The sequence below is a fragment of the Ruegeria sp. CDSC051 genome, from assembly GCF_059610665.1.
The window spans coordinates 22,874-47,741 of record NZ_JBXWOC010000002.1 but is presented as its reverse complement, the minus strand read 5'-3'; the positions used below and the strand labels follow the sequence as shown (position 1 = coordinate 47,741).

The window sequence follows — 24,868 nt, the reverse complement described above, 5'->3', positions numbered from 1 at the left end:
AATGCGACCTCATGCCAACGCGGAAAGGCTGAGCCCGGCCATGATGATGACGATCAGGATCAGTAAAAGCGGCCACATGAAACTGAGCCAGCGTTCATAGGGCACACGCCCCAGGGCAAGCCCGCCCATGACCACCGCAAAGGTGGGGTTAATCAGGTTCACCAAACCGCTGGCTGACTGATAGGCCGTCACGACCAAAGACCGTTCTACGCCGGAAAAGTCTGCTAGCGGCGCCATGATCGGCATCGTCAGAACCGCCAAGCCCGAAGATGACGGGACGAGGAAGGACAACAGCCCCTGCAAGGCGAACATCGCATTGATAAAGGCCACTTTGCCTAAACCATCCACGGCACCTTCTGCCCAATACAAAATGGTATCGGTGATGTTTCCTGCGTCCATGACCACTACGATCCCGCGTGCGATCCCGATCACCAGCGCAACGCCCAGCAAATCCCGGGCACCGTCAACGAAGGTCGAGGTGAATTCCTCTTCCCCGATCCGTGCGATCAATCCCACGACTATCGAGGACACAATGAACAGGCCGGACATCTCGGCCATCCACCAGCCTCCTGCCGCGACACCCCAGATCATCACGCCAAAGCTGGCCGCAAAGATCAAAAGGATCAGCCCATGCATACTCGTAAAGGTCGGAGCTTCACCGCCCGTGCGGCCACCTTTGAGGAAATGCGCCTCATTGCTTTCGCGCTTGTCGGCAACGATGGACAGATCCGGATCGGCTTTGACCTTGGCTGCATATCGCATGACAAAGACCACACAGGCCAACCAGCATGCCAGCAACAGCGCAAAGCGCAGCATTATGCCATTGGTGAAGGGCACCCCCGCCGCATCCGAGGCGATGACTGTGGCAAACGGGTTAATCGTCGATCCCAGCGTGCCAACCCCCGCCCCCAGCATGATGATGGCCACACCCACTACCGCGTCATAGCGCGCGGCAATCATCACTGGGATGATCAGCGCGTAAAAAGCCAGTGACTCTTCGGCCATGCCATAGATTGTGCCCCCCGCAGCAAAGAAGGCCATCAAGATGGGGATCATCCATTTCTCGCGCCCCTTTAGACGCACCATTGCGCGCGCAATCCCGGCGTCAATCGCCCCGGTTCGCGTTACAACTCCCAAAAAACCGCCAATCACCAGCACAAAAAGTGCAACATCAATCGCCCGCGCTTCATAACTGACAGGGTCATAAAACCCCCCGATAGGGGCCAGTACGACATCATAGAACCCCTGCGGATTGGGCTCGACAACCTGATAGCTGCCCGGTACCGGAACATCGCGTCCCAGGGCTTCGTTAGCGACGCGGTCATATTGGCCAGCGGGAACAAACCATGTTGCAATGGCGACCAGTGCTATCAACGCAAACAGAATTGTATATGCAGTTGGAAACTTGAGCTTCATGTCATCAAACTCCTAAAAGAGCTGAGATTGGGTTTCGAAACTTCCGGTCCCTTCATACAGTCTCAATATGAGATTTCAAAGGATGAATGACCCCGAGGCGACCTGAACGGTTCTACATGAACGCCATTCGCTGGCGCTGCGCATTGACCTGCATCAATAGAATTCAGGCTGACGCCGGATTCAGGTTGGTCAGTTTTTGCTTTCCTACAGATCGTAAGTAGCTCATTTGAGCGCAGCGTTTAGCACCTTGCGATCCATCGCCCCAGTCTGGCAGAAACCCGCTTGAGACTGTGGTGATCATGTTGACATATCAGCCCATTTCCCTGAACCGGGTAGTCGCACATTTGCATTAGGCTTACCAAAGGCTAATGTGCAAGAAATTAAGGCGCAAATGCCCGTATCGAACAGTAACCCAAGGCTAACAACGTGAGCTCTGAAATTCCCAGGTCCCTGCCTGCCAGACATGAGTTGCACAAGGTGCGCAACAAGGGGCTGTCATTTCTGGCACTGGCCTTCCTGTTCAGCATCTTTGTCAACCTGCTGATGCTGACGGGGCCTTTATTCATGCTGCAGGTTTATGACCGGGTCCTTGCCTCTCGGGCGGTTGAAACCCTCACGGCGCTGTTTCTGATTGTCGCTCTATTATATAGCCTTATGGCCATGCTGGATTTTGCGCGAGGACGTATTGTTGCGCGGTTCGGAGCGAGGTTCCAGTCGCAACTGGACGAGCGGGTGTTCGAGGCAACGCTGCGAAAATCTCTTGTTCCGCAGGCCCGTGCAGCCCCAGCCACTGCCTTGCGCGACCTTGAGGCAATCCAGAACCTGTGTTCCTCACCTGTTTTGCTGGCCGTAATGGATATCCCCTGGACACCGGTTTTTCTGGCAGCAATCTTCCTATTCCACCCGATGCTTGGATGGCTTGCCGTTGCGGGTGGCGCGATCCTGATTGTCATCGCTCTGCTTAATCAGGCGCTCACTCATAGAAAGGTTGCCGCTGCACAGCAGGCCTCGGCGCGGGCAGGCTCATTCTCGGAACATGCCAGACAAGCCGCAGAAGTTGTCCGCTCGCAAGGAATGCAGCACGACATCTCGCAACGCTGGCTGACCCAGAGGACCGATGCGCTGAGACAGACCATCTCGGCCAGCGATTGGACCGGAAGCTTTACCTCATTAACCAAGTCGATGCGGCTGTTCTTGCAATCTGCCATGCTGGCATTGGGAGCTTTGCTGGTTTTAAGAAACGAACTGTCCCCTGGGGCAATGATTGCAGGGTCCATCCTGCTTGGGCGCGCATTGGCCCCGGTCGAGCAGGCGGTGGGCCAATGGGCATTGGTGGAGCGTGCGCGATCTGCGTGGATTTCACTGAACCGATTCCTGGACACCACCCCGCCCGAGCCGGACCGGACCAAATTGCCTGTACCAGATGCGCGCCTGATCGCCAAAGGACTGACCGTTGTACCACCCGGCGCCGATTTACCGACACTCAGGAACGTTTCACTGAAACTAGAACCGGGCAAAGCTTTGGGCGTGATCGGCAAAAGCGGGTCAGGAAAATCCACACTTGCCAAGGCCCTGTTAGGATTGTGGAAACCGGCCGTTGGCGAAATCAGGCTTGGAGGCGCTACACTGGATCAATACGGGACTGATGATTTGGGCCAACACATCGGCTATCTGCCGCAGGAAGTCACTTTGTTCAACGGAACAGTGACCGAAAACATCGCCCGGATGTCCCAAAACCCGGATTCGGAAGCGGTCATCGCTGCAGCCAAGAAAGCCAAGGCTCATGACCTGATCCTGACATTGGAAAAGGGGTACGACACGTTTCTGGAAGGCAATGACAGTCAACTGTCGGGTGGCCAAAAGCAACGTATTGCTCTGGCGCGCGCTTTGTATGGAGATCCTGTCCTACTGATCCTGGACGAGCCGAACTCGGCTCTGGATGCTGATGGCACTGAGGCATTGAACACCGCGATCCGAGAACTGAAGGCCGCGGGTAAATCAGCCATCATCATGACGCACCGGCCACAGGCCATTTCCGAATGCGACGATCTTGCAGTTGTTGAAAATGGGCAGGTTGTGAAATCCGGCAGCCGCGACGAGGTGCTAAGCGCCATGGTTCAGAACGCAAATGCGATCAAAAAGGGTCTGGCACGGGTGGGTGAGTAATGCAAAAGCCCAATCATAATGACACGCGCCCTGTTTGGCGCATTACATTTCCTGCTCTGGTCGGGTTTCTCGCACTGGCTATTTTAATCGGCGGGTTGGGCTTTTGGGCGGTGCAGACCAGGCTGGCAGGCGCCATTGTATCGCAAGGCGTCATCGAAGTTCAAAGCAACCGCCAGGTAGTCGAGCATCCAGACGGTGGCGTGGTCGGCGAGATTTTTGTGCGCGACGGTGATTCCGTCACCGGCGGCGACATTCTGTTACGTCTGGATGACACGTTTCTGACCTCGGAAAAGACCATCGTTGAGGCGCAGCTGTTTGAATTACTCGTCCGAAAGGCGCGGCTTCAGGCCGAACGCGATGGCACTGATCTGACTGTTTTGACATCCGCGCTGAACGACGTACAGAAACAAGAAGACATTGACCCTGAGCTGATCGCCGGCCAGCAACGCCTGTTCGAGGCGCGTCTGAATACCCTAAATCAGCAGACTCAGCAGTTGAGCAAGCAACTCATTCAGATAGAAAGCGAGATCGAGGGCACCTTGGCGCAACTGGTCTCGCTGCGCCGTCAGGTCGATCTGATACAAGAGGAGCTGCAGGACCAGCAAAGCCTGCTTCAACGCGGTCTGACACAAGCCAGTCGGGTCTCCGCCTTGCAACGCGAAGAAGCCAGCCTGACAGGTGAAATAGGCAGGCTCGAAGCGGCTGCCGCGCGGCTCAAAGGCCAAATCGCGGCAACCGAGATCAAGATTGTAGAACTGCAGGCGACACGCCGCGAAGAAGCAATCACCGCCTTACGCGATGCGCAATCGAAAATCGCCGAACTGTCTGAACGCAGGCTCTCGCTTGCTGTTCGTCTATCGCGGCTGGATATTAGGGCGCCGGTTTCCGGTACTGTCTATGGAAGCCAGGTGTTTGCACTGCATTCGGTTGTACAACCGGCAGAACCGATGATGTATGTCGTACCACAGGAAATTCCTCTGCTGATTGCCGCTCGCGTAGATGCGATTCATGTGGACCAAGTGTATATTGGGCAGCCCGCCCTCCTGCGATTTCCCGCCTTCAACCAACGCGAAACCCCCGAAATCGAAGGGCATGTTGTCACGATTTCTGCCGATACGTTCACTGATGAGAACACCGGACACACATTTTATCGCGCTGAAATGTTACCTGATGCCAACCAGATCGAGCGCCTGAACGGGCAACGCCTTGTACCCGGCATGCCAGTCGAAGCGATGATCAAGACGGACGAGCGATCCCCGTTTTCATATCTGATAAAACCGATGGCCGATTACTTTAACAGGGCCTTCCGGGAATAGATTCCGTCGTCTTTAAACCGCTTCGAGATTGCCCAACAGGATCGAAGTCATGTCAGTCGTGATCACTCCGTCTACCGCGACGACATCGACACCGGTTTCGTAGGTCACGTTTGAACTTGTGATCCCCGACAAATCGGCATCTGCGTCCAGAAACACCCACTCTGCCTCATGCGCTGTGGGCAATCCGACGGCGATCTGCAAGATAGCCAGCGCATCCAGAGCGTTGATGAGGCCATCTTGATTTATATCGGCCGCAATCAGGTTTTCCGGTGCTGCCTGCCCCCATGTCGGGTCCAGTCCCACGGAAAGTCGCAAGACCTGCAATGCGTCCAGAGCGGTGATCTCGCCGGTCCCAGCCGAATAGGACTTTATGATATCCAGTTCACCGATAAATGTGCCCGAAGGCAGATCCAGATCGAACCTCCCTTCATCGTCGGCTTGGACACTAACCGTGCCGCCCCCTTCCGGGGTGAAACGTATTTCAGCGTTTGACAGACCGGGATTTGCAACTTGTGAATCAATGGTAATATTCCCTTGAATGCCTGCCGAACTGTCCGGGTCGAGCCCGCCCAAACCGTTCAAATCCACCGGAATATGGTCTGGCCCGCCAAATCCGGCGCCGAAGACATCTGAACTGGTCAGCGGAGCACCTGACGCCGAAAACACCTGAACCACATTATCCAGATACTCGATCTGCGCACCTTGCGCGGTGGACGTAAAAGTGAGCTGTCCAGGTGAGCGCAGAAATGGATAGTCAAACAGATCCAGCCTGTCCGATCCGACTTCAAAATCGGTAATCGTTGTCATCGCGGTTCCGGTCTGCATCACAAAGATATCAGACCCGGAACCGCCGGTCATCGTAGTGGCCCCAATCCCCGCTATCAGGATGTCATCGCCGCCGCCGCCAAGTAGAGAGGCATCAAGGATGCTGCCACTGAGCATATCGTTCTGCGCGGTGCCAGTGACTGTCCCATAACCGTCCGCGGCGATACCCAGGTCAGCGACCGAAAAAGTAAGCTGCGTCAACCCGGCCTCTTCTTGTGAGGCGGCAAAGATCTGAATTTCGTCCCCGACATGGGCCACGCTGAGCGATTCGACATTTTGCAGCCCGGTGCTCAACGTATCGGCAAAACTGTCCAGATAGACCAGTTGACCATCCGGTGTCAGGGTAAACAGTGTCACCCCATCATCGCCTCCCCCGGCCACGACAAACACCTGACCATTCACTTCGACCACGGCCAGGTCCTGAGCCGATTCAAAGCGGGTATTCAGTGTATCCAGCACATGATCGGTGGGTATCAACCGGCCATCACCAGACAGCTCCATGACGCTGATCGTGTTGCTTTCGCTGCCAGCAACGATGACCCAGGAATGGCCATGCGCCTGCACAATTTCGACGGCCGTAGGGGCGCCAATGCCCAAGGTCGAGACCCCATCGCCGGAATCTGCGAGGCTCAAGGTTCCCGCGCTGCTGTCCACCAAATAGGTCGTTATCGAATTGCTGGTGGCGTCGGTTGCGACGACAAATTGATCCGACCCGGACTGAGCGGTCTGGATCGAGTCGGCCTGACCTGCAACGGCCCCCGCAAAGGTCAGTAAGCCGTCTGAGCCGACCGTATAGGTCGAAATCAACCCGCTGTCCTCTTGCGCCACGGCCAGAATGTCGACCGATCCAAAGGAAACCTGCACTAAGGCCGAATAGCCACCCCCACCGTTCAGGGACCCGGTTTCCTGCAATTCTCCGATAGATCCGTCTGGAAGGATTTCGTAGCTGACAAGGCCGGTTGCGGACCTGACATCCAGAACGATCTGATCGCCCCCAAACAGAGAAACCATTACCCCGGAACGTCCAACGGTGCCCGAGATTGTACCGCTGAAATATTCTATATCTTGCTGCTGGGGAACCGCACCTTCGACGAGGTGCCATACGACAATGCCCCCTCCCTGTCCGGTCAGGCTGTACAGATACGTTTCCCCGTTAAACGTTTCTAAAGCCGTATCGCCGATACCTGAATCGAGCGCTGCGCTCCCTGTTGCAACTACTCCGCCGAACTGAAGCATCATACCAAATCACCCCACGCCAAAATCTGGCTCTTGAACAGGATGATCTGATGCCCGGTCCAATACCAAAGCGGGATTGTGGTGAAAACGAGGAGTTCGGTTTCAGTTTAACACAATTTTTTCTGGTCCGACCGCATGAACATCCGATGGGCAACACACATGAACAAAACGTCGCTGCCCATGATTTCAGCGCGGAAACAGCATGTGAGGGCAAGATGACCAAAACACCTGATATGACACGCAATCCTGCAAGTACCCGGCCCGATGCGGGTCAGCGGCAACAGATACGCAAGTGGATCGACAACAAAATGCGCCGCTGGGTCGGGCGCGGCATCGCAGGCAGCCTAAGTTCGGCCTTGCTTGCCCTTCCTGCGTTGGCACAGGCCACGACCGAAGAACTGTACACCTTCCAATTCGCTGATGCGATTCCCGGCGTTAACAGCGCAAAGCTACTGGCAAATGGCGATGTTCTTCTCAAACTGGAAGATGGGCGCACGATTTTGGTCTCGGCAGAGAATGTTCATATCCTGGACGGCGGCTCCATCATGATTGCCGAAGATGCGGCGGCGGAAGTCGCGCAATTCGCACTGGCCGCCGAAGCCGGGGGAGCCGCAGCAGCCGCTGGCGGCGTTAGCGGCGCCGGTGCTGTTTTGGGGGGCCTTGGTCTGGCGGGTGCAGCCGCAGCAGGAGGAGGTGGTGGCGGTGGCGGTGGAGATGACGAGGCTCCGGCGCCCGCTCCAAATTTCCAGAGCCTGAACCTTGCTGGTCTGCAAGCGAACGCATTGAACAGCGCCAGCGCAAACCTGATGGCACCGACCGGAACCACAACGGTCGAGGTGACAATCGGATCACTGACCAAGACGGCAACGCCCAATCCAGATGGCAGTTGGAGTATTTCCCTTACGGCGGTTGAGGCGGCTAGCCTTCCTCAAGGTGTGACAACAGTCACCGTTCGCAACCTGGATGGAACGGGTGAGGAAGTATCGGTCGAAACGGTAAGATTCGATGTGGACACTCTTCCACCGACGGTCAGCATTACGGGCTTTTCGGACGGGGCCATTCTGAATGCCGCCGAGCAAGCGACTGATCTTACAATCTCGGGCACTTCTGACGCCGAGAGAGGTCAAACAGTAACGGTATCTGTAAACGGGCAGACTTATACTGGGACAGTGAATGGCGGCGGCCACTGGAGTGTTACCGTGCCGGCCACAGACCTGGCCGCCCTGCCTGACGGGGTGACCGTTTCAGTGACTGCCGATGTCGACGACCGCGCAGGAAATCCGGCGATACAGACAAGCGCAAGCTTTGACACAGATTTTAGCGCTCCAACGATCACGCTTGATCCGGTCTCTGGCGGTTCGATTGGCCTGGGGGACATCGGCTCTGACCTGATTGTCACCGGGTCGACATCCGCCGCAGACGGGCAGACGGTCACCGTGACTTTCGATGGCCAGACATATACCGGCACCGCATCGGGTGGCACTTGGAGTGTTACCATCCCCAGCGGCGATCTCGGCTCGCTCTCCACCGGAAATCCGGCCTCGGTAAATGTTGTCGTTGACGATGTGGCAGGCAACCCATCGGTCCCGGCCACGGCTTCGGTACCGGTCGATCTGACGGGGCCTTCGGTGAATATCGCGCCATTGTCCGTTGGTGCGGTCCTCAACGCTGCCGAAACCGGGTCTGATCTGACAATCTCTGGCACGACAGGAAACGTTCAGGACGGCCAGGTGGTGACAGTCACCCTGGATGGACAAACCTACACCGGTACAGTCAGCGGCGGCAGTTGGAGCGTCACCGTCCCTGCAAGCGATCTTGCATCGCTGGCAGATGGGGGCGATTTCACGATCACGGCGGATGTGCTTGACACAGACGGCCTGTCAGCGCCGCAGGCAAGTGTGCCCCTGTCTAAGGATGCCAGTGCGCCAACAGTCAGCATCGACATCTTCTCTGATGGCGCTGTCATGAATGCAGCCGAACAGGGCACTGATCTGACGATCTCTGGCACGACGAATGCTGAGAATGGTCAAACCGTAACCGTTTCCATGAATGGGCAGGACTACACCGCAACCGCCTCTGGCGGTACCTGGTCGGCGACCGTCCCGGCGATAGATCTTGCTGCCCTGTCCGATGCAGCAACCGTCAATGTTACCGCAGATGTCTCTGACGCGGCTGGCAATCCGGCCCTGCAGGCCAGCGGCAGTTTCACAACGGATTTCACAGCACCGGCGGTTTCCATCACCGGGTTGTCGGATGGTGCTGTCATGAACGCAGCAGAACAAGGAACCGACCTTACGGTGTCCGGAACTTCCGATGCGGCAGACGGCACGGTTGTGACCGTAGAAATCGTTCGGCAGGATGGCACAGTTGACGTCACCGGCACGGCGACCGTAATGGGCGGGTCCTGGACCTATACCGCCTCAGCCGCGGATTTGGCCGGACTTCAGGATAGCGAAACCTACGATGTCGAGGCATCTGCTTCGGATGCGGCTGGGAACACAACAGCGACATCAACCAGTTTTGACACAGACTATACAGCACCAGCGGTCACCATCGACCCTCTTTCGGTCGGGTCAGAGCTGGATGTATCCGAAAAAGATAGTGACCTGACGATCACCGGCACAACAGATGCCGCCGATGGGGAAACGGTTACAGTCACACTGAACGGGCAATCCTATACCGGCACCGCCTCAAGTGGCACCTGGTCAGCAACCGTTCCGTCAGGTGACTTGGGAGCGTTGGCAGACAGCACAACCTTCCAGGTTTCAGCGACGGTTACGGATTCCGCCGGCAACATCTCTACCGCCGCCGCCACCCCGTTAACCACGGATTTCCGGCCTGTCCTGACAATCAATGACACCGGAACAAACGGTGCCGTTTCATTGGATGACGCCCAAAACTCAGGAGTCGTTGTCTCTGGCACGTCAATAGGCCTTGCCGCAGGCGAGGCTGTAGATGTGACGTTGAATTCCGTGTCAGTTGGAACCGCTACGGTCGGCGCCGACGGAACCTGGACACTGGCGGTAAGTGCGGCCACCTTTGCATCGGTCGAGGCGGGAGATGATCTGGACTTTGGCGCAACGGTATCTGTGGCAGGTGGACCCGACCCTTTGCCAGTTACGGATGAAAACACGGCCCATGAACCTGCAGCCTATGTGATCACTGAAGCCGGACAAAGTGGATCAACGGTCATATTTGAAATCTACGCAGATCCTGATACGGATCTGTCCAGCGGCCTGGCGATCACAGCCGAACTGGGTTTCGATCCCTCAGTGGTGACGTTTGACACCGGATCAGATGTCGAGAATGGGGCATTCGATTTGTTCCTGACGAACCCGGTGAGTGGATCAGCCGTCAGTTTTGCTGGCGCGGCGACCACCTATTCCGACCTGTCCCAACCCATCGTCACATTCACGATGACAGTTCTAGATGCCTCTGAACCGATTGTTCTGACGTTGACGACTCCGGATGGTGGTCCATCGGTGCTGCAGATCGGGACGTCAGGCGACGACACATTGATTGCAACCGACATCGACAACGTCATTCGTGGCCAGGACGGCGATGACACAGTGGATGTCTCAGGTGCTGGTCGGGACATTGTCGTGTTCGAGCCGGACCCAACAGCAAATGGCGTTGATACGATCACTGGCTTCACGACTGGACCCGCGACTGACACCGCTGATGCGATCATGTTCAGTGGATTGGATGTCGGCAGCTTGCGCGGCGACGGAACCGGTGTGGAAACGCTTTCAGTAGGGGATGCACTAGGCGCGGACACCGGAGTGGTTGGTTTGACGACAGAGCTGAGCGATCTGACGGCTCAAACCATCGAGACAGCGGTCGAAAGCCTTACCGGCGCCGAAGCAGGTGACGAGATCTATGTCCTGGCTACGGATGGAACTGACAGTGTGCTGGTCAAGGTCGACTATTCCGCATCCGATGCGGCGACAGTCGAAACGGTGGCCCATTTCACCGGATTGGATGACCTCAGCGGGCTTACTGCTGACAATATTCTGCATACCGATCCAACCGGGGCCAGTGCCTGACGCTCGACTACGCTGCCGCCCTACGCGGGTGGCAGTACTTTCGATTTTCAAGAGGTAGAAATGGCACAGAATGGCCTAGTTCCGATCAATTTCAACCGTCACCGTCATCGGTATTGGAAGCGTTTCACATCTTATGACTTTGCAGCTGAACGCACCGAGAGCGTGATCGTGGAAGAAGAGGTGCTCCAGATTGCAGCCACTTTTCCGATCGTGTTTCGCAGGACCGGCCCAGAAATTGAACCGATTGCGGTATATTCACTTCTTGCTGGTGAACCCTCGCCATTTGTTTCAACAGAAGGGCGTTGGCTGGCCAGCTATATTCCGTCCGAACTGCGTAGTCATCCTTTTACGTGCCGCCGGCTGGATAGCGGCAGCACCTTTCAGCTGGTCGTAGATGAAGGTTCGGGCCTGTTGACCGAAGAGTGTTCTGACAATCCCTTTTTTTCAGCTCCGGATACGCTCGGCACTGAATTGAAAGAAGTTCAAAACTTCCTGAAAGCGCGCGCAACCTCTCAGATTAGAACAACCGAAATTTGCAAGATGATAGACGCATTTGGGCTGTTTGAGCCTTTGAGCGGCAATTTGGAATTAGGCTCTGCACATAACTGGTTGCAAATCAACTCTGCACGCCTGGAACAGCTATCGGCAAAACGCAAATTTGAACTGGTCGAAACAAAAGGCTTACGCCTGATCTATGGCCATCAGGCTTCATTATCCAATCTCAGATGGCTTTTTCAGGCGCAAAAGCAGATTTCCCAGGCCGGTGCATCTGTAAAATACACCGAAAATTCAGAACTTACCGGTTTCATGAATGCATTCGCCCAAGCCCAAACCGATGACGTAATCTGGCCCTAATGAAGTGTGAATGACAAATGCCCACATGCGGTCGCTTTTTGAGTTTTCTGATTTCTGCTCTCTCTTTCAGCATAGTATCGGCCTGTACCCAGCCACCTGACATTGCCGGGGTCAAGGCTTCTTTTTCGACCGGGGCCGTGGGTTTCCGCACACATGAACCATCTCAGAAACTGATCACCAGTTCCTTTGGCAAGCGTGTACGGCACGCTGTCGAGACCAGCCCCAACCTCGCGCGATCAATGTCCGCGCTGGATGTGGCAGTAGCCAACCATGACGCGGCAAAAGGGGCCTTTCTTCCGCAGGTTTCACTTGGAATCAACGCCAGATCCGAGCGGGTAGACTCGGACAAAGCCGACGTGACCCCTTATCTGCGGATCTCACAGCTCGTTTATGACGGGGGGGCCGCATCCGGTGATTTGACTGCTGCAAAAGCACGGGTTTTTGAAAGTCGCGGCGGCCAGTTATCAACAGCCTCGGCAACCGCTCTGGCTGCGATTGAGGCCTATATAGTGGTCTTGGATTTACGGAAAATCCTGGATATTTCGGTGAAAAATGTGGAAGTCCACCAACAGCTCGTTCAACAAATTTCCGAGAGGGCTGCATTAGGCGCTGGTTCGAACGCCGATGTATTGACAGCGCGGTCGCGGATGGCCGATGCACGGACGCGACTGGCGGATGCAAAAGCCAGAGTGGACCTCGCCGATGCCCGGTTTCGTGAAGTTTTTGGCAGCCCGTCAGGTGATCTTCAACCCCCAGTCAAAGCGCCGACGATCTCACAATCGGATCATAGTATCGTAACGGGAAGCCTGCAGATTCGACGTTCGGAAGCGGCCCTGCTTGCCGCCAAGGCAGAACGTTCTGCCGCTTTGGCACGCCGTCAACCCGGCGTGAATGTTTCGGCATTTGCGGATCGCGATGATAGCAATGACGCAAATTTCGGGGTCGACCTGTCCTTCAATTATGAGCTGGACTCTACTGGACAGCGCCGTGCCGCCATCACCGCGGCTGAAGCCAAAGTTCGCGAAGCGGAATTCGTTCATCAATCCCTAACGCGAGAAATACAAAGAGAGCTGGACACAATTCGCGCTGACCAAATTGCTGGAGCACAACGGCTTAGAGAGGCGCGAATAGCTGCGCAAGCGAATGCTGACAGTGTTGCAGCGGCGCGCGCGCAATTCACAATCGGACGACGCAGTCTGATCGAAATCCTTGACGCACAGCGCGACTATGTGAATGCACAGGAAAGACTTATCCTGGCCGAACAGAACAATTTCCTGACAGACTACGCAATCCTTAATTTGACTGGTGACATCCTGGATCTCCTTGGTATTTCAATCAGTTCCGTTGAGGGTTCTCAATGAAACAATTGACACCTGCCTTCGCAACGCCCGAGTTATCGTGCTTTGAAAAATGCCTGATGCACGCTGCGGCCCATCTTGACTGTCCAATCACTTTTGCCGGGATCCTCGCGGCCCAAACAGGCCCGAACGGAGAGCTTACAATCCGCGATTCTTTGGAACTGGCACGGCGTGTTGGGGTCCAGGCGGGATACGGAAAAAGGGCTTTGGCAGCTTTTGACAACACTTTGGTTCCTGCGTTGTTGATTCTTGAAGGGGGAAAATCCGTTGTGTTTCATGGCCGAACCTCAAATGGTCGGGTTCTGATCTATGATCCGGAGGTTGGCACGGAAATAGGTCAAATTCAGCAAACCGAGCTATCAGAAGTCTATACAGGGTTTGCGATCCTGCTGCGGCGCAATCACCGTGAGGATTTAGCCAGGGGGTCCAGTTCTGCTTCGGGCCACTGGTTTTGGTCCGCTATGGCGGCAAATCGTTGGTCTTACACTCAGGTTGCGCTTGCGGCGGCGTTGGCAAATCTGCTTGGTCTATCTACCTCGGTCTTTATCATGGTCGTCTATGACCGTGTTTTGCCAAACGAAGCCACAGAATCTCTGATTGCTTTGACAGCAGGTGTTGGGATCGCGCTGCTTTTTGATTTCGTGCTCAAACTCCTGCGGGCAGGATTCATAGATCGGGCTGGCCAGAAAGCAGATATTTCGATGGGCCGTAGAGTCTTTGACCAGGTCCTCAACATTCGCATGAAGGCGCGCACAGGTTCGACAGGGGCCATGGCCAGCACCATTCGTGAATTTGAGACACTCCGTGAGTTTTTCACATCCGCCACCTTGGTGGCAGTCGTGGATCTACCCTTCATAGCATTGTTTGTCTTTGTCATTTACTTGGTCGGTGGCCCACTTGCACTTGTTCCAGCTCTGGCTGTGCCTGTCGTTTTGCTAGCAGGCATCATCGTGCAACCTATACTTTCTCGCCTTGCCGAGAAAAGCTTCATCGATGGTCAATCCAAGCAATCGGTTCTGGTCGAAACTGTATCCGGGTTGGAGACCATAAAAACGACAGCGGCGGCCCGGCTCATGAGGTCGCGGTGGGAGGCTGCCATACAGCTTCAGTCATCACATGGCGCGCGCAGCAGGGCAGTGACTCAATTTGCCTTGAATCTGACCGGATTTACCCAACAGGCCGCCCAGGTCCTTATCGTTTTCTACGGTGTTTTTCTTGTGATGGATGGTCAGGCAAGCATGGGCGCGCTTGTTGCTTCGGTCATGTTGACCGGGCGGGCTCTTGCGCCTCTTGGGCAACTGGCACAGACCCTGACACGGGTTAATCAGGCCCGAAATGCCTATCAAAACCTTAATGCCTTAATGCAGGCCGACAGTGAACGCCCCGAAGGGCGGAGCTGGATCAGTCGCGATCGCTTTGAAGGGAGATTAACCTTCAAAAATATCCAGTTTGCTTATCCCGAAAAACACGACAACGTCTTGTCCGGTGTTTCATTCACCATCTCGCCCGGAGAGAAGGTTGCAATCCTTGGTCCGATCGGCTCGGGGAAAAGCACGGTCGCGCGGCTAATGCTTGGCTTGTACGATCCAGACGCCGGGTCTGTTCAATTGGATGGGGTCGATATCAGACAAATTGATCCAGGTGATTTGCGGCGCAATATCGGCTCTGTTCTGCAAGATATTTGGCTGTTTTCCGGGTCAATCCGCGACAATATCAAAAGCGGCGCAATCAGGCCAAGGGATGAGGACCTGATTTGGGCGGGGCAAGTCGCTGGGGTCGAGGATTTTGTCTCTCGCCATCCCGGAGGCTATGACCAAAATCTGGCAGAGCGCGGTGAGGGATTGTCAGGGGGACAACGGCAGGCCATCGCCTTGGCCAGAGCCTTGATTGGTAAACCTCCGGTTCTTCTTCTGGACGAGCCAACAAGTGCCATGGACGTCAAAACCGAAGCTGAGGTCATACAGCGGCTCAAAAAGGCGACCCCCGACACAACTATGCTGATCGTAACCCATCGAACCAGCCTATTGGAACTTGTCGATAGGGTTATCGTCATAGAGGGCGGCAAAGTACGGGTAGATGGACCAAAAAGCATACTGTCACAGCATTCCGGAAAGCAACGGAGGCATCTGAATGTCGCAGCATCATGACCTAGCCTCGCTTGCCCGGGAAATGCGAGGCGGGTCACCGGTCAGGAGTTCATTGCTTCTCTTGGTAATCCTGACTTTCCTGGCGACAGCAGCGTTTTGGGCCCATTTCACTGAACTTGATGATGTCACCCGTGTAGAAGGCCGCATCGTGCCGTCGGCGGATGTTCAGATGATTGAAGCTACGGAGTCCGGCATTCTGCAGTCATTGAATGTCCGAGAAGGCGAGGTTGTTGAAAAGGGGAAGTTGCTGATGGAGTTCGATACCACCCAAATCGACAGCAAGCTCAGCCAAGAGGAACAGCGTGCATATGGCTTGAGAGCCCGATCCCAGCGCCTGCAAGCTGAGATAGACGGGACCGAGCTGACATTTGATACGATCCTGGTCCAAGGTGCGCCGACTGTTGTTCAGTCTGAGACAGCTCTGTTTCAAGGCCGGCGATCAGAGTTGCAGGCAGAAATCTCAATTCTGATGAGCCAACGGGAACAGCGGTTAAGAGAATACGAAGAAGGGCTTGTCGATACGGTGACCGCGTCCGAGACTTTGAAAGTTCTGGCCGAGGAACGGGCAATCATTACCCCCCTAGTAGAACAGCAGATGGAACCCGCCACGACACTATTGTCTTTGCGACGCAGCGAGGCTGAGTGGCAAGGCCGCCGGACCAGGGCTGAAGCCGCTACCAACCGTCTGAAGACAGGATTGGAGGAAATTGATGATCGGGTTCGGGCGACACAAAGCAGGTTTCGAAGCGCGGCTTTGACCGAACTTGCATTGGCAACTGCGGAACTGGCTACTCTGGAACCATCGCTGCCAGCCTTACGAAACAGAGCGGAACAGGCGCAGATCAGGTCGCCGGTACGCGGCATCGTAAATCGCATTCACCGCACGACCATAGGCGGTATGGCACGGAGCGGTGAGGAACTGATCGAAATTGTACCGCTGGATGAGTCTTTGTTGGTCGAAGCCTATGTCCGCCCCGAAGACATCGCATTTCTGTACCCTGAACAGTTGGTTCGGATCAAGATTACTGCCTATGATTTTGCTCGATACGGGGCCTTGGACGGGCAAATTATCCGTATCGGGGCTGATACCGTGACGCGATCTGAGCGGGACGATGAAGAAGTTTTTGTCGTGGAAATCCGGACCAACCACTCGATGTTGGATGGGAACGGAGTAGCGGTTGAAATTATTCCCGGCATGATTGCCGAAGTGGATATTCTTGCGGGCAAGAAAACCGTTTTGGACTACCTTCTGCAGCCGATTGTCAAAGTCAAAGATCAGGCCCTTCGTGAGTAGTAATTGACCGGGCCAACGCCCATTACTTCTCGATGCCGTTCAGAATCTATGTGGGGCCCCGCCCATTCTGACTGAGCTTAGGATCCCGGAAGCTTGAATTGCTGGTCAAACAGTTGGCGGAACGTCCCGTTATGTTCGATTAGCGCATCAAGGTTGCCTTGTTCGATAACTTCACCGTCTTGAACAACCATAATGGTATCTGCCTGAAGCACAGTTGAAAGCCGGTGTGCGATTACAATGGTTGTTACATTCTCGGTCAACTTGTCCAGCGCAGCCTTAACAAGCGCCTCAGATTCCGCATCCAAAGCACTGGTGGCTTCATCCAAAAGCAAAATCTCGGCATTGCGTAGAATTGCCCGCGCGATCGCCAGACGCTGTTTTTGACCTCCAGAAAGAAACGCGCCGTTTTCGCCTACCTGCGTATCGTACCCATTTGGCAGTTGTGAGATGAACACATCAGCATGGGCAGCCTTTGCGGCCTCAATCACCTCTTCATCGGTGGCACCAGGTCGTGCATAGCGAAGGTTTTCCATCACAGTTGTCGAAAACAGGAATGTGTCCTGGCCCACATAGGAAATCTTGCGACGCAAAGACGCAAAACTCACTCCGACAAGGTTTTGGCCATCAATTTCCACCTTGCCCTGGTCGGGATCATAAAACCGCATGATCAATCCGAATATCGTGGACTTGCCCCCCCCGGATTGACCAACCAAAGCTGTGGTCTTGCCCGCCTCGAAAGTCAGGTTCATATCCTTGATTACTTTTTGCTCGCCTTGATAGCCAAAGGTCACGTTGTTCAGGCGTATTTCACCCGGGCCGGATTTCAGCTTCTCGGGGTTCAAGCTTTCGACCATCGGATCTTCCTGATCAAGCAGTTCGAACATCATCCCCACAGGCACCAGGGCAGTTTCAATCACGACACGCGTTTTTGACAAACGTTTGGCCGGTTCATAAGCCATCAGAAGGGCTGTGATAAATGACATCAGCTGGCCCGCCGAAGTCGGCTCGCTGCCGGTAACATCAAGGGTGCTGATGATAAGAATACCGGCAATCGCGACACCGGCCAGAAGCTCCATCAATGGGCTGGCAATCGACTGCAATCTGGAAATCGAGTTTGCCCGCTTTTCAACCGACCTGATCGCTGCGTTCATACGATCGGTCATGTTGTCTTCCAAAGCAAAGACCTTGATGACCCGTATGCCAGCGGATGTTTCCTGAAGAACCTTGATGATTTCGGACAACGCCTTCATTTCTGACTGCATGATCGACCGCACACCTTTGAGAATGTAACGCACGCTCAAAAGCGCAACGGGACCCACAAAGAAGAACAGAATAGACAGCATAGGCTCTTGGTAAATCATCACGAAAACCAGCCCAACCAGAGTCAGAGCATCGCGCACGAAACTGGTCACCATAACGTCGATTAGCCGCCGTGCGGCCTGAGCCCCATGGGTCACACGCATGAGAAGGTTGGACGATTCTGTTTCCGCAAAGAAACCAACACCGCGTTTCAGCAGTTTATTGTACAACTTTTCCTGTTGCACAGCGATGATCCGATTGCCTGCACGCGCCAGAAAGATCGACTGGATATAAGAGGCGACCGCCTTACCCAAAAACAAACCCACCACCGCGGCGGCAATCAGGTAGACTTTCGATTTCATCTCAGGCGTGGTCATCGCATTGACGATGTTCTCCATCATCCAAGCGGTTCCGGCCGTTGTTGCTGCGACGAAAATCATTGCCACCATGGCAACACCGTACAACCAACCCTGCTTCCGGAGACTTTCACTCAAAAGTCGACCGAGATGGCTGGATCTCCAGTTCGCTAAGGTCTCTTTGATCATTTTACGCTCCAAAACCTTTTCGAATTCGATATCTGATCACGTTTCAACCCAAGTTAGCCTTAGCCAAAGAACCGCGCGGTTGTGTTAGTTATGCCCGACTGTGCCGAGAATCCAGTGCCTGCCGACAGATTATCAACACGCGACCGACAATAACGGGGTGGCGACCGTAATATCTGCTTTAACGCCCCTACGTTCCGACAGCTTATGAGCCCGTTTCACACCGAATGCCAGATGCACCCAGCTTCGTCATCATCATCGCCAGGCGACGTCGCCCAAAAAGATGTACCCTGCCCCATAGATGGTTTTAATCAATCGCGGGTTCTTGGGGTCCTCGCCCAGTTTTGTTCGCAATCGGGATATTCGCACGTCCATGGCCCGGTCAAAGCTGTCGCCCGCGCCTCCCCCGAGCGCTTCTTGCATCTGCGACCGGCTGATCAATCGTTTAGGACTATCTAGAAACAGACGTAACACCTCGGCCTCGGCGTGGCTGAACGGCGTTTCTGATCCGGAACCGTCTTCAAGAACATAGCGGTCGAAATACGCGGTCCAGCCGTTGAATTCTGCGATCTCTGACTGAGGCGCTGGTGCCCGCGACGATCGAAGCCGCGCCCGGATACGAGCGACCACTTCGGCTGGATCAAAGGGTTTGGTGATGTAGTCATCCGCGCCAAGCTCCAATCCGGTGACACGATCCTGTACCTGTGCCCGCCCCGAAATAATGATGACTGCGGCACCTTGTTCCAAAGCCAGGCGATGAACAAGTGCCAAGCCGTCTGTGTCCGGCAAAGACAGGTCGACCAGACACACATCGGGCACCACTCTTTTCAACGATGCTTCAAATTCACGAGCACGGGAAAAACTTTGAGTGCGGAACCCCGCCTCTTCCAGTGTGTCGGTCAGGATACGACGTATCTCAGGCTCATCATCTAAGATGGTTACCAGCGGTTGGTTCATCATGCGGCCTCATTTCGGATTAAGGCAGTAAGCTGCGCTTGTGTGAACGGTTTGCGCAGAACTGGTGCCAAAGCCAGTGCCTGACGATGCAGCGGGTCGGAATAAGGCAGCGATGTCATTAGAATGCACGGCAAGGAAGGGTTCACTTTCTGCAAAAGGTCAAGCCCTGTCTCTGGTCCTTCCAGCCGAATGTCGGACAATATCAATGCGATGTCTTCGATCTGGTTCACCAATGAAAGCGCCTCATCGGTTGAGGTCGCCTCAATCACGGTGAACCCCATCTCCACAAGCATATCACGGAAATTCCGACGAAGTTGGCTGCTGTCTTCAACCAACAGAACGAGTCCTTCCAGCGCAGGCGGCGCGGCGCGGTATGGTAACCGAAGAACCACCATGGCGCCGCTTGGTGTATTGCGCAGGCTCAGATTTCCACCGGTCAGTTTGACCGTATCGTAAACCATGGGCAAACCCAAACCCGATCCCTTGTCACCCTTTGTGGTGAAGAATGGATTGAGTGCCTTGCCAAGCGCTTCTTCCGAAAAGCCCGGCCCTGTGTCCGAGACGGAAATCTCGACCCAGGTTCCACCAATCGTATGCGCGCTGATCGTGATCTGACCTGTTTCTCCGCAGGCATCTCGCGCATTTAGCACCAGATTCAGGATGGCGTCCTGCATCATCCCCTGATCCAGCATAAGTGCCACATCCGGCAATGTATTCACGACCGAAAGCCCCATGCCACGCGGCAGTGACGGCGTGGCGAGAATACGCAAATCCTCTAGCAGAGCACGCATATCCGTGGCTTTGGGTTGCGGCGTTCGGTTACCGGTCATGCCTGCTATGCGGTTCAGCAACTGCCCGCCACGTTTAGCAGTCTGGCGCGTGGCGGCCACCAGCTTTTGTGCGCCTTCCGGCAGGTCCATTTTATCAAGCTTGGCCTGCATCCCCAGTATAATTGTCAGCAAGTTTGAGAAATCATGCGCAAGACCGCTTGTCATTTGCGCCGCCATTTCCCGGCGGCGTGTTTGTTGCAGGGCCACACGGGCTTGCGTTTCTTCAGTGATGTCGACTGACATCACATAGACACCGCCTTCGCTGTCGGGCGTGAACGAAACACGGATTCGACGTGAATCCTGACCCTCTGTGAATTCAAATACCGTGGCTTCCCCGTCGTAGGCACGGTTCAGGTTCTGTTCGATCCGCGCAAATGCGGCCGGTCCCAAAGCGTCAGAAATATGCATCCCAAGAATCTCAGAGGGACGGCCGGGCAAAACCGAACTGAGCTTGCGATTGGAATAATCGTACCGCCCATCGGCATCCAGATGCGCAATATGCGCTGGCATCATTTCGGTTGTCATCCGGGTGCGGGCTTCGATTTCGGTTAACTGACGTTTTGCCTCTTCCAAAGCCGAAATGGTCGACGCTAGCTTTCGGTTGGTCGCCGCCATTTCCTCGGCCCGGGTCAACAATTCGTCCGACAATTCTTCGGAACGCGCCCGCAATAGCGCTTCGGCCTGTTTGGTATCCGTGATGTCGGTATAGACCGTTACCCATCCGCCGTTGGGCAGCGGTGCACCCTCGACCGAGATCACCTGCCCATTCGCCCTGACGCGCTCAATATAGTGCGGTTCAAAAGTGAGGGCTTGACTGACCCTATGTGCGACGATGTCCTCGACATTCTCATCATGGCCATACTCGCCGATGCTCGCCAGAAAATGTATTGTGTCACGGAACAACGCACCCGGCCGGACCAGATCATCCGGAAGGTCGAACATCACCTGAAAAGGCCGGTTGCAAAGCACCAGCCGCAACTGACTGTCGTAGATCGACAACGCCTGACCGATCAGATTCAGCCCAGCTGTCGTCATTGCCTTTATCTGGTTATCTGTGATGTTCAATCTGCCCCCTCTCTGAAGCTATGCGTAACATCAGATTGATCGCAGGTGTAGCAGAGACAGGGCAACATTCCCGACTAATGCCTGAGCTTGGATTTTGGCCCCTCTTTGGTGATGGAATGCAGGGAAAGCGTATGGTCCATATTTCGCATACGGTGCCGCAGCATCTCGCGCCCCAACCTGGCCAGGTCTGTTGCGTATTCCGGGTTGCTCGCCACGTTTTCCATTTCGCCGCGACGCAGGTGGTCAAACAAAAGCGGTGGCAGGTTTGCCGCAAACTCGACCAGCGTAAACCGTTCGTCACGCAAGATGGACAGGCATGAATTGCTACTACCCGTTCCCAATTCCTGTTGCCAAAGGGTTGGATTTTCCGGCTCGGCAAAGTCAAGCTCGCTGAAAGAAAAGCTTCGCCAATCCTTGGGTCCCTGCCCCTGCAGAAACGGCATCAAAGACCGCCCATCCATAGAATTCGGGATACTCTGGCCCACCCAATCCAAAATGGTTGGCGTGATGTCAATCGACTCGGTCGGTGCCGTCACCACGGCTCCGGCCTGCGCCTGATTGCCTGGCATCCGGATCAGTAAAGGCGTGTGATAAGCTGCGTCATAGACGGTCATCTTACCCCAGCTATGTCGATCACCCAGCATTTCACCGTGGTCAGCTGTGATTACGATCAATGTCTCCTCATATTGATTGCTGTCCTTGAGAAACTGGACAACGCGGCCGATATGATAATCGACCTCTGTTGCAAGGCCCAGATAAACAGAGCGCAGCGCCTGAATATTGGCCGTGGAGGGTTGCACCTCATCAAAACCCAAAACGAAATCCGAAGCCGAATACCGAGCCATCGTTGGCCCAAAAAACGGGTGTATTGCCTGTTCATCTTCTGGGCTGACATGACCAACCGGCCCCGGCAACGCGACGGGATCGTACATATCGTTATAGGGAGCGGGTGCGACCAAAGGAGGATGAGGCCGGATATAGGTCAGATGCGCAAACCAGCTTTGGTCGCCGAAGGCCGCGATACTGTCCAGAAAAGCATTGGTCAAAAAGGCGGTGTCGCTGTCTTCGGCGCGGTACACCGCCGGGTCGTTCAATTTGGACGGCTCACCTGAGGTTGAAACAGGTTTGTGCAGATCCCAGTATGTGTCGAACCTATAACCTTTTTTCAGCAAGTCGGCGCGCCAGGGATAAGATTCTTCAAGCCGCATTTCCACGACTTCTTCAAACCCCTCCATGGGACGTTCGTAAGATTTCAGGATCGGGTCATTGGCATCGTAAACCCGTGGGTCAGCCGAGGTGTCGGTATACCCGTAGAGCAAGGGCAGATATCCCGCCTTACGCATCTCGCTTGCGATGTTTGGCGTGTCGTGCCGCAAAGGCGTTCCATTGCGAACCGATCTATGATTCATCGCATATTGCCCGGTCAGGATGGACGCACGCGACGGGCCACAAGGGTTAGTAACCGAGAAATGGCGCTGAAACGTTACGGCCTCGTCCATAAAAGCGCGCAAATTAGGCAAATTGACATGCTCGGCCAGCGCGCCGGTCAGACAATCTGCCCGAAGCTGGTCAATCACGACAAACAAGACATTTCCGCGCTGCCGCATTCCCTGCCCCCGATTCCACCAAATAGGTCTCAGGGGCAGACTGTGTCGCGGTTCCGCCGCTTGCGCAACAGATTAGTCCAGCTCGTATTTTGTCTCGTAATTCTCCCTAAGTGCGGGATCCTGATCTTCCTTACGCAACAGGCAGTTCCCGATGGACAGGACCTCGATATCCGTTCCCATGAAACAGCGGAACGCATCGGTGGGCGTGCACACAATCGGTTCGCCGCGCACATTGAATGAAGTGTTCACCACCAAAGAGCATCCGGTCAGTTCTTTGAACTTTGAAATCAGCGCGTGATAGGCTGGGTTGGTCTCTTGGTGGACTGTCTGGATACGGGCAGAATAATCAACATGGGTCACAGCAGGAATGTCAGATCGTTTGACGTTCAGCTTTTCAATCCCGAACAGAGCGTCTTCTTCCTCGGTCATCTTGCGCCGGATTTTTTCCTGCACATCCGCCACAATCAACATGTAAGGGCTGTCGCCATCCAATTCGAACCAATCGGCTACGTCTTCGCGCAGAACAGATGGAGCAAATGGGCGGAAGCTTTCGCGATACTTGACCTTCAGGTTCAGCGTTTTCTGCATCGAAGCTGACCGTGGATCGCCCAGAATGGAGCGGGCACCCAACGCGCGCGGCCCGAATTCCATCCGCCCCTGGAACCAACCAACGGCCTTACCGTCAGCCAGCGCCTGCGCCGTCTGGTCAATCAACTCACCATTTTCATAGGTGGAAAACTTCGCGCCGGCCGCCGCCAGTTCTTGCGCTATGTCGTCATCTTCATAACGCGGACCAAGATAGGCCCCCAGCATCTGATCACCCGAGGTCACTTGCCGCGGCTGCGCTAGCTCTTGATGCCAGGCCGCATAGGCAGCACCCAGCGCCCCGCCCGCATCACCCGCTGCGGGCTGCACCCAAACATTGTCGAAGGCGCCATCGCGAAGGATTTTGCCATTCGCGACACAGTTCAGAGCAACGCCTCCGGCCATGCAGAGGTTGCGTATACCATGCTCTTTCGCCAGGTCCCGAGTGATCCGCAGCATGATCTCTTCGGTCACGGCCTGAACCGAGGCGGCAATATCCATGTGGAACTGCGTCAGCTGGTCGGTTTCGGCTTTTCGAACCGGTTGGTCGAACAGCTCTTCCATCGCTTTGCTCGTCATGGTCAGACCAGCTGTATAATTGAAATACTTCTGGTTCAGGCGGAACGAACCGTCCTCTTTCAGGTCGACAAGATGCTCAAGGATCAGATCCTTGTATTTGGGGTCGCCATAGGGCGCCAAGCCCATGACCTTGTATTCACCAGAATTCACCTTGAACCCGGTGTAATAGGTGAATGCAGAATACAGCAGACCCAGCGAATGCGGGAAATGCAGCTCTTTCACCATGGTCAGCTCGTTACCGCGACCAATACCCACGGTGGTGGTTGCCCATTCTCCGACTCCATCGACAGTCAGCACGACCGCGTCTTCGAAGGGCGAAGGATAGAACGCACTGGCCGCGTGACTGATGTGGTGCTCGGCGAACAGCAGTTTTTCGAGATCGAATTCCGGGTCGATTTTGCGAAGCTGCTTTGCAAGCAGATCCTTGAGAAACAGCTTCTCTCGCAGCCAGACCGGCATTGCCATGCGGAAGGAATTGAACCCGCGTGGCGCCACCGCAATGTAAGTCTCGATCAACCGTTCGAATTTTAGAAACGGTTTGTCGTAGAAAACCACATTGTCGACGTCTTCAAGCGCAACCCCCGATTCGGCCAGCACGTAATTGATGGCTTCTACCGGAAATCCGGGGTCGTGTTTGCGCCGTGTAAAACGCTCTTCCTGCGCGGCCGCAACGATCTTGCCGTCGCAAAGCAACGCCGCTGCGCTGTCGTGATACAGCGCCGAAATACCTAAAATGTATGCCATG

14 protein-coding genes are annotated in these 24,868 nt (G+C 55.0%); 7 read left to right on the top strand and 7 right to left on the bottom strand.

Annotated elements, in window-relative coordinates; translation table 11 throughout:
* Window positions 1-9: 9 nt before the first annotated feature.
* The gene (locus AC2FH0_RS05855; RefSeq protein WP_496702704.1) at window positions 10-1,416 is read right to left on the bottom strand and encodes a YfcC family protein; all 1,407 of its coding nucleotides are present in this window, start codon (window positions 1,414-1,416) and stop codon (window positions 10-12) included.
* 426 nt (window positions 1,417-1,842) lie between these two features.
* On the opposite strand from AC2FH0_RS05855, the gene AC2FH0_RS05850 reads away from it, so the two are divergent.
* Window positions 1,843-3,582 (top strand): type I secretion system permease/ATPase, encoded by a 1,740-nt coding sequence (locus tag AC2FH0_RS05850; protein WP_496788805.1) that lies wholly within the window; start codon window positions 1,843-1,845, stop codon window positions 3,580-3,582.
* Window positions 3,582-4,898 carry an HlyD family type I secretion periplasmic adaptor subunit gene (locus AC2FH0_RS05845; RefSeq protein WP_496788804.1) on the top strand — a complete coding sequence of 439 codons (1,317 nt, stop codon included), beginning with the start codon at window positions 3,582-3,584 and terminating at the stop codon, window positions 4,896-4,898. Before AC2FH0_RS05850 ends, AC2FH0_RS05845 begins: the two co-directional genes overlap by 1 nt.
* Window positions 4,899-4,910: 12 nt before the next feature.
* On the opposite strand, the gene AC2FH0_RS05840 is transcribed toward AC2FH0_RS05845, so the two are convergent.
* Entirely contained in the window at window positions 4,911-6,962 is a 2,052-nt protein-coding gene (locus tag AC2FH0_RS05840; protein WP_496788802.1) for a dockerin type I domain-containing protein, read from the bottom strand.
* A 212-nt stretch (window positions 6,963-7,174) separates the two neighbouring features.
* Here AC2FH0_RS05840 and AC2FH0_RS05835 point away from each other — a divergent pair, with 212 nt between their 5' ends.
* The 5 genes from AC2FH0_RS05835 to AC2FH0_RS05815 all read left to right on the top strand — a co-directional run bounded on the left by AC2FH0_RS05835 (window position 7,175) and on the right by AC2FH0_RS05815 (window position 16,659).
* A complete protein-coding gene (locus AC2FH0_RS05835; protein WP_496788800.1) occupies window positions 7,175-11,005 on the top strand; it encodes a beta strand repeat-containing protein in 3,831 nt (1,276 codons plus the stop codon).
* 60 nt (window positions 11,006-11,065) lie between these two features.
* Window positions 11,066-11,860 (top strand): SapC family protein, encoded by a 795-nt coding sequence (locus AC2FH0_RS05830; protein ID WP_496709828.1) that lies wholly within the window; start codon window positions 11,066-11,068, stop codon window positions 11,858-11,860.
* Between the two features lie 137 nt (window positions 11,861-11,997).
* Window positions 11,998-13,221 (top strand): TolC family protein, encoded by a 1,224-nt coding sequence (locus AC2FH0_RS05825; protein ID WP_496788798.1) that lies wholly within the window; start codon window positions 11,998-12,000, stop codon window positions 13,219-13,221.
* On the top strand, window positions 13,218-15,365 hold the full coding sequence (locus AC2FH0_RS05820; RefSeq protein WP_496788796.1) for a type I secretion system permease/ATPase: 2,148 nt from the start codon (window positions 13,218-13,220) through the stop codon (window positions 15,363-15,365). Before AC2FH0_RS05825 ends, AC2FH0_RS05820 begins: the two co-directional genes overlap by 4 nt.
* A 52-nt stretch (window positions 15,366-15,417) precedes the next feature.
* Window positions 15,418-16,659: an HlyD family type I secretion periplasmic adaptor subunit gene (locus AC2FH0_RS05815; protein WP_496788795.1), complete on the top strand. Its 1,242-nt coding sequence runs from the start codon at window positions 15,418-15,420 to the stop codon at window positions 16,657-16,659.
* Between the two features lie 77 nt (window positions 16,660-16,736).
* On the opposite strand, the gene AC2FH0_RS05810 is transcribed toward AC2FH0_RS05815, so the two are convergent.
* The 5 genes from AC2FH0_RS05810 to AC2FH0_RS05790 all read right to left on the bottom strand — a co-directional run bounded on the left by AC2FH0_RS05810 (window position 16,737) and on the right by AC2FH0_RS05790 (window position 24,867).
* Complete coding sequence (locus AC2FH0_RS05810) at window positions 16,737-18,407, bottom strand: ABC transporter ATP-binding protein (RefSeq protein WP_496788794.1); 1,671 nt, start codon at window positions 18,405-18,407, stop codon at window positions 16,737-16,739.
* A 348-nt stretch (window positions 18,408-18,755) separates the two neighbouring features.
* Complete coding sequence (locus tag AC2FH0_RS05805) at window positions 18,756-19,457, bottom strand: response regulator transcription factor (protein WP_142636417.1); 702 nt, start codon at window positions 19,455-19,457, stop codon at window positions 18,756-18,758.
* On the bottom strand, window positions 19,457-21,322 hold the full coding sequence (locus AC2FH0_RS05800) for a PAS-domain containing protein (protein ID WP_496709834.1): 1,866 nt from the start codon (window positions 21,320-21,322) through the stop codon (window positions 19,457-19,459). The genes AC2FH0_RS05805 and AC2FH0_RS05800 overlap by 1 nt, the downstream gene beginning before the upstream one ends.
* Before the next feature lie 104 nt (window positions 21,323-21,426).
* Entirely contained in the window at window positions 21,427-22,959 is a 1,533-nt protein-coding gene (locus AC2FH0_RS05795) for a sulfatase-like hydrolase/transferase (RefSeq protein WP_496788792.1), read from the bottom strand.
* Between the two features lie 72 nt (window positions 22,960-23,031).
* The gene (locus AC2FH0_RS05790; protein ID WP_142636420.1) at window positions 23,032-24,867 is read right to left on the bottom strand and encodes a carbamoyltransferase family protein; all 1,836 of its coding nucleotides are present in this window, start codon (window positions 24,865-24,867) and stop codon (window positions 23,032-23,034) included.
* Between the last annotated feature and the right edge of the window lies 1 nt (window position 24,868).